The sequence below is a fragment of the Saccharothrix hoggarensis genome (assembly GCF_042678885.1).
Taxonomy (GTDB): Bacteria; Actinomycetota; Actinomycetes; order Mycobacteriales; family Pseudonocardiaceae; genus Actinosynnema; species Actinosynnema hoggarensis.
Map to the genome: position 1 here is coordinate 24,132 of NZ_JBHTLK010000059.1, position 10,189 is coordinate 34,320.

Sequence of the window (10,189 nt, forward strand, 5' to 3'; positions counted from 1 at the left end):
GGAGGTTCACGTGCCCACGCTGCTCGTCGCCAACCGCGGAGAGATCGCCGTCCGCGTGCTCCGCGCTGCCGCCGACCTCGGCTGGAACACCGTCGCCCTGGTCACCGACTCCGACGACGCCCACGGCAGGCACGCCGACCGGGCCGTCCGCCTGCGCGGGTCCTACCTGGACGTCGACGCCGTGCTGGCCGCCGCCGAGGGGTGCGACCTGGTCCACCCCGGCTACGGGTTCCTCGCCGAGAACGCCGCGTTCGCCCGCCGGTGCGCCGAGGCCGGGCTGACGTTCGTCGGGCCGCCGCCCGAGGTGCTGGAGCTGCTCGGCGACAAGAGCCGGGCGCGCGCCCTGGCCGCCGAGGTGGGCGTGCCGGTGCTCGCGGGCGCCGAGGACGGGTTCGAGGCGTTCTTCCGGGAGCACGGCGCGGTCGTCGTGAAGGCCGTCGCGGGCGGTGGCGGCAAGGGCGTGCGGGTGGTGCGGCGGCTCGCCGACCTCGCCGCCGCGGTCGAGCGGTGCCGGGCCGAGGCGCTGGCCGCGTTCGGCGACGGCACGGTGTTCGTGGAGGAGCTGCTGGAGCCCGCCCGGCACGTCGAGGTGCAGCTCGTCGGCACGACGGTGCTGGGCGACCGGGACTGCTCGTTGCAGGTCAGGCACCAGAAGCTGGTCGAGGTCGCGCCCGCGCCGGACCTCTCCCCCGAGCTGCGGTCCGCGCTGCACGACGCGGCGGCGACGATCGCGCGTGCCGTCCGCTACACCGGGCTGGGCACGGTGGAGTTCCTGGTCGCGCCGGACGGCCGGTTCGCGTTCCTGGAGGCCAACCCCCGGTTGCAGGTCGAGCACACCGTCACCGAGCAGGTCACGGGGCTGGACCTGGTGCGCGCCCAGCTGCTGCTGGCGACGGAGGTCGAGCCGGACCTCACGCACACGCCGCGCGGCAGCGCGATGCAACTGCGGGTGAGCCTGACGTCGACGGGGCGGCTGTCGGCGTTCGTGCCGCCGACCGGGCCGGGGGTGCGGGTCGACACGCACGCGTCCGTCGGCTACCGGGCGGGCCTCGACTTCGACCCGTTGCTGGCGAAGGTCGTGGTGCACGCGGACGACCTCGACATCGCGCTGCGCCGGGCGCGCCGCGCGCTGGACGAGTTCACTGTGGACGGCGCCAGGACGAACATCGGCTTCCTGCGCGGGCTGCTCGACCACCCCGACGTCCTGAAGGCGCACACCGGTCTGCTGGATTCGCTGCCGCGCGAGGACACCGGGGCGCGGGCTCCCGTGCAGGGCACCGTCGTGGCGATCGAGTCGGGCGCGGTCGTCGTGGAAGCGATGAAGATGCAGCACGTCGTGCCGGTCGGCGACGCGCGGGTGCTCGTCGCGGTCGGCGACACGGTCTCGGAGGGCACGCTCCTGGCCGAGGGCGTTGACGTGGCCGTGGAGGAGAAGGCCGTCGAGTTCGACCTCGACGACGTGCGGCCGGATCTCGCGGAGACGTTGGCGCGGCACGACTTCTCGCGCCCGGAGGCGGAGGCGAAGCGGCACTCGACGGGACGGCGCACGGTCCGGGAGAACATCGCCGACCTGTGCGAGGAGTTCGTCGAGTACGGCGGGTTGGCGATCGCCGCGCAGCGCAGGCGGCGCTCGTTGGACGAGCTGGTCGAGCGCACGCCCGCGGACGGGCTGGTGGCGGGCGTCGGCACGGTGAACGGCGGCCAGGTCGTCGCCCTGTCCTACGACTACACGGTCATGGCGGGCACGCAGGGGTTGCGCAACCACGCCAAGAAGGACCGGATGTTCGCGCTGGCCGAGCAGCGGCGGCTGCCCGTGGTGCTGTTCGCCGAGGGCGGCGGCGGACGGCCGGGCGACACCGACCACGGCGGCGTCAGCGGGCTGGACTGCCTGGCGTTCCACCTGTTCGCGAAGCTGTCCGGGCTGGTGCCGCTGGTCGGCATCGCGTCCGGGCGGTGCTTCGCCGGCAACGCGGTGCTGCTCGGCACGTGCGACGTGGTCATCGCGACGCGTGACGCGACGATCGGCATGGGCGGTCCGGCGATGATCGAGGGCGGCGGGCTGGGCGTGTTCCGGCCCGAGGAGATCGGGCCGGTCGACGTGCAGTCGCCCAACGGCGTGATCGACGTGGTCGTGTCCGACGAGGCCGAGGCCGTCGCGGTGGCCAAGAAGTACCTGTCGTACTTCCAGGGGCCGGTGGACGGCTGGGAGTGCGGCGACCAGCGGCTCCTGCGGCACCTCGTGCCGGAGAACCGGGTCCGCGCCTACGACGTGCGCGCCGTGGTGGAGACCGTCGCGGACACCGGCTCGGTGCTGGAGCTGCGGCGCGAGTTCGGCCGCGGCATCGTGACCGCCCTGGTCCGGGTCGAGGGCAGGCCGCTCGGGCTGATCGCCAACGACCCCGGCCACCTGGGCGGCGCGATCGACGCCGACTCGGCGGACAAGGCCGCCCGGTTCCTACAGCTGTGCGACGCGTTCGACCTGCCGGTGGTGTCGCTGTGCGACACGCCGGGGTTCATGGTCGGGCCGGACGCCGAGCGCACCGCCACCGTGCGGCACTTGACCCGGATGCTCGTGACCGGCGCGAACCTCGACGTGCCGTTCGGGTTCGTGGCGCTGCGCAAGGCGTACGGGCTGGGCGCGCAGGCGATGGCGGCGGGCAGCTTGAAGGTGCCGCTGTTCGCCGTGTCGTGGCCCAGCGGCGAGTTCGGCCCGATGGGGCTGGAAGGCGCGGTGCGGCTCGGGTACCGGCGCGAGCTGGACGCCGTCGACGACCCGGAGCAGCGCAGGGAGATGTTCGAGGCGATGGTCTCCGCCGCCTACGAGCACGGCAAGGCGCTCAACGTGGCGTCCGCGTTCGAGATCGACGACGTCATCGACCCGGCGGACACCCGCCGCTGGATCAGCACCCTGCTCACCGGTCCGGCCGACGACCCCGCCGCCGGCCGGACCGGCAAGAAGCGTCCGTTCGTGGACACCTGGTGAAAGGGACAAGCATGGTCACGACCGCTCCCCCCGAGCGGCGCACGTTGCGCAAGCTCATGGCCGCCGGCCTCGTCGGCTCCAGCCTTGAGTGGTACGACTTCTTCATCTACGCCACGGCCGCGGCGCTGGTGTTCCCGAAGTTGTTCTTCCCCGAGGCGTCGCCGCTGGTCGGGCTGCTGCTGTCGTTCAGCACGTTCTGGGCGGGCTTCATCGCGCGGCCGGTCGGCGGGCTCGTGTTCGGGCACGTCGGCGACCGGTTCGGGCGCAAGCCGGCGCTGGTGGCGTGCCTGGCGATGATGGCCGCGGCGACGTTCCTGATCGGCCTGCTGCCGACCGCGGCGACGGCGGGCGTGCTGGCGCCGGTGCTGCTGGTCGTGCTGCGGTTCTTCCAGGGCATCGCGGTGGGCGGCCAGTGGGGCGGTGTCGTGCTGCTGCTCACCGAGACCGCGGGGCCGGACCGGCGCGGGTTCGCGGGCACGTTCGGGCAGGCCGGCGTGCCGCTGGGCGTGATCCTGGGCAACGTGTCGTTCCTGGTGGTGGGCGCCGTGGTGCCGGCCGCGGACTTCGCCGCGTGGGGCTGGCGGGTGCCGTTCCTGGCGAGCGCGCTGCTGTTCCCGGTGGTGCTGTTCATCCAGCTCAAGGTGGAGGACAGCCCGGTGTTCCGGGAGATCAAGGCACGGCGGGCGCAGGCCCCGGCGGCGCCGTCCGCGCCGTTGCGGGAGGTGCTGCGGTCGCACTGGCGGACGGTGCTGCTCGGCGCGGGGCTGATGTTCGCGTCCAACGCCGTGTTCTACGTGAGCATCGCGGGCGTCCTCGACTACGCCACGCGGGCGCTGGCGCTGCCGCGGAACTCGGTGCTGCTGGTGACGCTGCTGTCGTCGCTGGTGAGCGTGCCGGTGATCCTGCTGGCGGGGCGGTGGTCGGACCGGCACGGCAGGCGTCCGCTGATCGTGGCGGGCGCGGTGGCGATGATGGTCTGGGCGTTCCCGTACTTCTGGCTGATCGACACGGCGTCGCTGGGGCTGATCTTCGTGGCGCTCGCGGTGTCCGGCGTCGCGTCGAGCCTGGTCTACGGGCCGGTGGCCGCGTACCTGGCGGAGCTGTTCGAGGCCCACGTGCGCTACTCGGGGGCGTCGCTGGCGTACCAGTTGGCGTCCATCCTGGTCAGCGGTGGTTCCCCGGTCATCATGGCGGCGCTGCTGGCGGCGACCGGCTCGTCGGCCTCGGTGTCGGCGTTCCTGCTGGTCATGGGCGTGGTGACGCTCGGGTCCGTGCTCGCTCTGCGCGAGACCCATCACCGTGCGTGACCTCGGGTGGGTGAAATCGTGAACTGTCAAACGGGTGACGTGCGGAACGTTGCGCGCTTGCCGTACGTTGCCGTGCCGTGACCACTCTCCTGGGACGGTTCAAGCAGCGGCTGCGTCGGTTCGCGCAGAAGCCCGGCTCCGCCGACCTCACGCCCTACCGCAAGCTGCTCGACGAGGTGAACGAGCAGACCGAGCGGGTGCGGGAGCTCAGCGACGAGGAACTGACCGCCGCGGCGGTCGCGCTGCGCGGCAAAGCCGACTTCGGCCGCGCTGAACTGGTGGAGGTGTGCGCGCTCGGCCGGGAGGCGGCCGACCGCGCGCTCGGCCTGCGCCCGTTCGACGTGCAGGTCCTGGGCGCGCTGGGGCTGCTGGAGGGCCACGTGGTCGAGATGGCGACCGGTGAGGGCAAGACCCTCTCCGGCGCCATCGCGGCGGCGGGCTTCGCGCTGCGGGGCGACCAGGTGCACGTGGTCTCGGTCAACGACTACTTGGCGCAGCGCGACGCGCAGTGGATGGGGCCGCTGTACGAGCTGCTCGGCGTCTCGGTCGGCTGGATCGACCAGAGCTCCAAGCCCGAGGAGCGGCGCGCCGCCTACCAGGCCGAGGTCATGTACGCCTCGGTCTCGGAGATCGGCTTCGACGTGCTGCGCGACCGGCTGGCCACCGACGAGGGCGACCTCATCGTGCCGAAGCCGCGGGTGGCGCTGGTCGACGAGGCCGACTCGGTGCTGGTGGACGAGGCGCGCGTGCCGCTGGTCCTGGCGGGCTCCACCGCCGGTCCCGCGGTCGACCCGGCGCTGGCCGACCTGGTCAAGCGGCTGCGCCGCGACCTGCACTTCGAGATCGACGACGAGGAGCGCAACGTCTACCTGACGGGCGCGGGCAGCGAGCTCGTCGAGCGGTCGCTCGGCGGCATCGACCTGTACTCCGACGAGCACGTGTCGACCACGCTGAGCAAGGTGAACGTGGCCCTGCACGCGCAGGTGCTGCTGCACCGGGACGTGGACTACATCGTCCGCGACGGCAAGGTGCACCTGATCAACGACACCCGCGGCCGGATCGCGAAGCTCCAGCGCTGGCCGGACGGCCTCCAGGCCGCGGTCGAGGCCAAGGAGAACGTGGCCACGACGGACGCGGGCGAGGTGCTCGACTCGATCACCGTGCAGGCCCTGCTGAGCCGCTACCCGACGGTGTGCGGCATGACCGGCACCGCGGTCGCCGTCGCCGAGCAGCTGCGCGACTTCTACAAGCTGGAAGTGCTGGTCATCCCGCCGAACGTGGAGACGATCCGGGAGGACGAGGCGCCCCGCCTGTACGCGACGCTGGAGCAGAAGGAAGCCGCGATCGTCGCCGAGATCAAGAAGGTGCACGAGACCGGCCGCCCGATCCTCGTCGGCACGCTCGACGTGGCCGAGTCGGAGCGGCTGTCGCGCAAGCTCGCCGACGCGGGACTCGAGTGCGTGGTGCTGAACGCGAAGAACGACGCCGAGGAGGCGTCGATCATCGCCGACGCGGGCTCGTTCCAGCGGATCACCGTGTCGACGCAGATGGCGGGCCGCGGCACGGACATCCGGCTCGGCGGGCACGACTCGACCGACCACGAGCGGATCGCCGAGCTGGGCGGCCTGTACGTGATCGGCACCGGGCGGCACTCGTCGTCCCGGCTGGACGACCAGCTGCGCGGGCGCGCGGGCCGTCAGGGCGACCCCGGCGGGTCGGTGTTCTTCTCGTCGTTGCAGGACGAGCTGGTCACGCAGTACGTGCCCGACCACGACGAGCCGGCCGAGGTCGACGAGGACGGCCGGGTGACCGACGCGGGCACGCTGCACACCGTGGAGCACGCGCAGCGCGTCGCCGAGGGCGTGCACCTGGAGATCCACCGCAACACGTGGCGGTACAACAAGCTGATCGAGCACCAGCGGCAACTGCTGCTGGAGTACCGGGACAAGCTGCTGCGGACCGACCTGGCGTGGCAGGAGCTGTCCGAGCGCAACACGGACCGGGCGCACGACCTGAAGGACCTGGACGAGGACGTCAAGGTGAAGGCGGCCCGGCTGATCGCGCTGCACCACCTCGACCAGCGGTGGAGCGACCACCTGACGTTCCTGACCGACCTGCGGGAGGGCATCCACCTGCGGGCGCTGGCGCGGCAGAACCCGCTGGACGAGTTCCACCGCGAGGCCATCCCCGCGTACCACAAGATCATCCCGGATGCGTGGGAAGAGGCCGAGGAGACGTTCGCCAAGGTGGAGATCGACGCCGACGGCGCGCACCTGGCGGAGGCGGGCGTGCAGCGGCCGAACACCACGTGGACGTACCTGGTCAACGACAACCCGTTCTCGTCCGGTCTGGAGGAGACGTTCAAGGGCCTCGTGAGCCTGGTCCGGCGTCGCTGACCGGAAACGCCGACCGGGGTCGCCGGTCGTCGCGCCGCCGAGCGGGTTCGCTCGTCCGGCGGCGCTGAACGGTGTTGGCTGCGCGGGTTCGCCGCGCGGGGTTTGCGCGGTCCTTGCCGAGTCGGCGTCCTTGCCGGGTCGGCGTGGGCCGCGCGGGGTTGGCGCGGGCTGGGAACAGGCCCAGCCCGCGGCCTCAGCGGACGGGAGCGGAGAGCTTCACGTCCTCCACCGGCTCCGCCTGGCGCGGCAGGGTGGCCGGTCTCGGCATCCGCTGCGCCACCGCCTGCTCGGTGAGGGCACGGATCTCCGCCAGGATGTCGAGGTGGTGCTGCGACGGTGGCGGACCGACGAGGTTCGAGTGGTCGAACGCGGTGCGTTCGGCCCGGTGGGCCAGGTTCTGGATGCGCCGGATCAGGTCCCACTCCTGGTCTGTGCGCGTAGAGCGCCGTTGCTCAGTCACCCCGGAAGCAGACACCTCACGCCGGGTGAACGTAAATCACCTGGCAGTGCGAACTTCGCTGGGTCAACTCAGCTACCCCTGCCGGTGTCCCCAAAACACACCGATCGGGCGACTAAAGCCTCCACCGCTGGGCGAGGTACCACGCCGCACAGGCATTGACGTCCAGCACATACGCGGTCGGCGTGCCGCACTGGTGGGTAGCCGTGCCCGGATCGACCGGTTGGCCGTGCCCCATACCGGTGACGGTGTGGGTTTCCACAACCGGTGACCCGCTGCTGTTGCGGTACACCGCATGGGGGTAACCCGCGACGGTGTCGGTGACATCGGAGGTCGCGTCCGTGGCGTGCACGTCGGTCCACTGCTCGACGACCTCGCGCTGGTTCGCCACGGCGACGGTGCCGTCCGCGGTGCCGTGCCACACGGTCATCGTCGGCCACGGGCCGCGGTGGCCCGTCGCGGCGCGCACCTTGTCGCCCCACTGCCGGGCGGTGAGGTCGCGGCCCGGGTTCATGCAGGCGTACGCGTCGAACGCGCTCGTCGCGCAGCCGAACGGCAGCCCGGCCACCACCCCGCCGCCGGCGAACACGTCCGGGTACGTCGCCAGCAGCGCCGACGTCATCGCGCCGCCCGCGGACAGCCCCGTCGCGTAGGTCGCCGACGTGCCGAAGTCGGCCCTCGTCCGCGCCACCATGGACGCGATCGACGCCACCTCGCCGTGACCCCGGCTGGTGTCGAAGGCCTGGAACCAGTTGAAGCACCTGTTGGCGTTGTTGACGCTCTGCTGCTGCGGCAGCACGACGGCGAACCGCAGCCGGTCGGCCAGCGACACCCAGCCGCTCGACGTGCCGTAGCGGGCGTCCTGGGTGCAGCCGTGCAGCACCACGACCAGCGGACGTCCGGCGGGCAGGCCGTCCGGCACGTACCGGAACATGCGGAGGTTGCCGGGGTTCGACCCGAACGCCCACACCTCGGTGACGGTCGCCGCGTGCGCCGAGGGCGCAGGCCCGGCCGACAAGGCGGTCATGGACACGATCGACAGGAGCAGTGCCAGTGCGCGCATGCGGACCTCCTCGTCCGCTTCCCGACCGTACGAGCGGGTCCGGGGCGGCACGATGGGGCGTCGCACCACATCGGCGCGGCCGGGCATGGCGGCACGACCCATTACGGCGCGCCGCGAACCGTTTTACCGTGCCACGGGTGAACATCGCCGTTCCGCTGATCGCAGCGCTCCTCGCGACGACGGCGCAGGCCGTTCCCGCGTCCGCCCAAGGATGCGGGCCCCTGCGCGTTCCCGGTGCCGCGCACCAGGAAACGACCCACCTCGCCGACCTGTCCACCGCGGGCGGCCGCACCGATCCCGCCGACTGGGCCGGCCTCACCCCCGCCGGCCTGCCCGCGCCGACGCCCGTGTCCGGCACGCAGGTCGACGGCTACTTCCCCGACTCGTCCACCGGCAACACCAACAACGGCTGGGCGCACGACTCGCAGTTCGTGATCCGGCTGCCCGAGCGCTGGAACGGCGGCCTCGTCGTCGCCGGCTCCCCCGGCGTGCGCGAGCAGTACGCCAACGACCGCGCGATCAGCGACTTCGTGCTGGCCAAGGGGTACGCGTTCGCGTCGACCGACAAGGGCAACACCGGGGTGGCGTTCCACCGGGACGGCGCCCGGCCCGGTGACGCGATCGCCGAGTGGAACCACCGGGTCACCCAGCTGACGCGGGCGGCGAAGGTCGTGGTGGCGCAGCGCTACTGCCGGCCGCCGTCCCGCACGCTCGCCACGGGCATCTCCAACGGCGGCTACCTGGTCCGCTGGCAGCTGGAGAACCGGCCGGAGCTGTACGACGGCGGCGTCGACTGGGAGGGCACCCTGTGGACCGCCGACGGGCCGAACCTGCTGACGTTCCTGCCGCCCGCGCTGAAGGGCTACGCCACCGGCGACCGCGCCGCGGTGGTGGCCGCCGGGTTCCCGGCCGAGTCGGAGTTCCTGTGGCCGTTCCACCACCAGTACTACTGGGACCTGACCCAGCGGATCTACCGCGAGGAGCTGGACCCGGCGTGGGACGGCGACCGGGAGGCCGGCACGCCGTTCTGCGCGCCCGGCACGCCGCTGTGCGACGCGGACTACGACTACGCGTCGCGGCCGCAGGCGCAGCGGGCCGTCGGGAAGATCGCGTTGACGGGTCGGATCGGCAAGCCGCTGCTCACCCTGCACGGCACGCTCGACGTGCTGCTGCCCATCTCCCGCGACTCCGACGTGTACGCCGACATGGTGCGGCGGGCGGGGCGTGACGGGCTGTTCCGGTACTACCGGATCGAGGGAGGCACGCACGTGGACTCGCTGTTCGACGTGTTCCCGGACCGCCTGCGGCCGTTGACGCCGTGCCACCGGTCGGTCTTCGGTGCGTTGGAGGGCTGGCTGTCGGGCACCCGCCCGCCGGCGTCCACGACCGTGCCGCGGCCCGCGGTGGTGAACGCGACCGAGTGCGCGCTGGCCTGACGCCCGGTGGTCCCGCCACTCGGCGCGCTCTGGGGGCGGCCGAGCGGCGGGACCCGCGGGTGCGGACTGGACGTGCGGGGCTACTGGCCGAGCACGCGCATGAGCTTGAGCGCGAGCTGGACTTCGAGCACGCGTTCCGGTGACTGCCAGTCGTCGCCGAGCAGGCTCGCCACCCGGTCGAGGCGCTGCACCACCGTGTTCACGTGGACGTGCAGCTCGTCCTTCGCGCGGCTCAGGTTGGCGCCGCACGCGAAGTACGCGGTGATCGTGCGGATCAGCTCGGTGCCCCGGCCGGCGTCGTAGTCGATCAGGGGGCCGAGGGTGGCGCGGACGTAACCCGCCACGTCGGCCTGGTCGCCCAGCAGCACGCCCACGAACCCCAGGTCGGCGAGCGTGCCGCCGGTGCCCTTGCGCTCCAGCCGGAGCAGGGCCTTGACGCACCGCACGGCCTCGGCGTGCGCGGCGGCGACGCCTTCCGGGCCGTCCGCCGGGCCGCCTCCGCCCACGGTCACCGGCAGGCCGACCGCCTTGCCCAGCGTGCGCGCCG

7 protein-coding genes are annotated in these 10,189 nt (G+C 72.6%); 4 read left to right on the forward strand and 3 right to left on the reverse strand.

Going from position 1 to position 10,189, the window contains the following annotated elements; genetic code table 11:
• Positions 1-10: 10 nt before the first annotated feature.
• From ACFQ3T_RS14205 to secA2, 3 genes are all read left to right on the forward strand, one after another.
• Positions 11-2,983: an acetyl-CoA carboxylase family protein gene (locus ACFQ3T_RS14205; protein ID WP_380723713.1), complete on the forward strand. Its 2,973-nt coding sequence runs from the start codon at positions 11-13 to the stop codon at positions 2,981-2,983.
• 11 nt (positions 2,984-2,994) lie between these two features.
• On the forward strand, positions 2,995-4,290 hold the full coding sequence (locus ACFQ3T_RS14210; protein WP_380723714.1) for an MFS transporter: 1,296 nt from the start codon (positions 2,995-2,997) through the stop codon (positions 4,288-4,290).
• Between the two features lie 77 nt (positions 4,291-4,367).
• Positions 4,368-6,686, forward strand: a complete 2,319-nt coding sequence (gene secA2 / locus ACFQ3T_RS14215) for an accessory Sec system translocase SecA2 (RefSeq protein WP_380723715.1) — start codon at positions 4,368-4,370, stop codon at positions 6,684-6,686.
• A gap of 193 nt (positions 6,687-6,879) precedes the next feature.
• On the opposite strand, the gene ACFQ3T_RS14220 is transcribed toward secA2, so the two are convergent.
• On the reverse strand, positions 6,880-7,146 hold the full coding sequence (locus tag ACFQ3T_RS14220; RefSeq protein ID WP_380723716.1) for a hypothetical protein: 267 nt from the start codon (positions 7,144-7,146) through the stop codon (positions 6,880-6,882).
• Positions 7,147-7,258: 112 nt separating this feature from the next.
• Positions 7,259-8,206 carry an extracellular catalytic domain type 1 short-chain-length polyhydroxyalkanoate depolymerase gene (locus tag ACFQ3T_RS14225; protein ID WP_380723717.1) on the reverse strand — a complete coding sequence of 316 codons (948 nt, stop codon included), beginning with the start codon at positions 8,204-8,206 and terminating at the stop codon, positions 7,259-7,261.
• 137 nt (positions 8,207-8,343) lie between these two features.
• Here ACFQ3T_RS14225 and ACFQ3T_RS14230 point away from each other — a divergent pair, with 137 nt between their 5' ends.
• Positions 8,344-9,642 carry a tannase/feruloyl esterase family alpha/beta hydrolase gene (locus ACFQ3T_RS14230; RefSeq protein WP_380723718.1) on the forward strand — a complete coding sequence of 433 codons (1,299 nt, stop codon included), beginning with the start codon at positions 8,344-8,346 and terminating at the stop codon, positions 9,640-9,642.
• A gap of 80 nt (positions 9,643-9,722) precedes the next feature.
• Here the strand turns inward: ACFQ3T_RS14230 and ACFQ3T_RS14235 are convergent.
• Positions 9,723-10,189 (reverse strand): PucR family transcriptional regulator (locus ACFQ3T_RS14235; protein ID WP_380723719.1); only part of this gene is annotated, 467 nt, incomplete at its 5' end.

What these genes read in the sequence shown, in the direction of transcription:
- ACFQ3T_RS14210 (WP_380723714.1), top strand. Translation starts at nt 2,995, where the DNA reads ATGGTCACGACCGCTCCCCCCGAGCGGCGCACGTTGCGCAAGCTCATG.
- ACFQ3T_RS14225 (WP_380723717.1), bottom strand. Translation starts at nt 8,206, where the DNA reads ATGCGCGCACTGGCACTGCTCCTGTCGATCGTGTCCATGACCGCCTTG.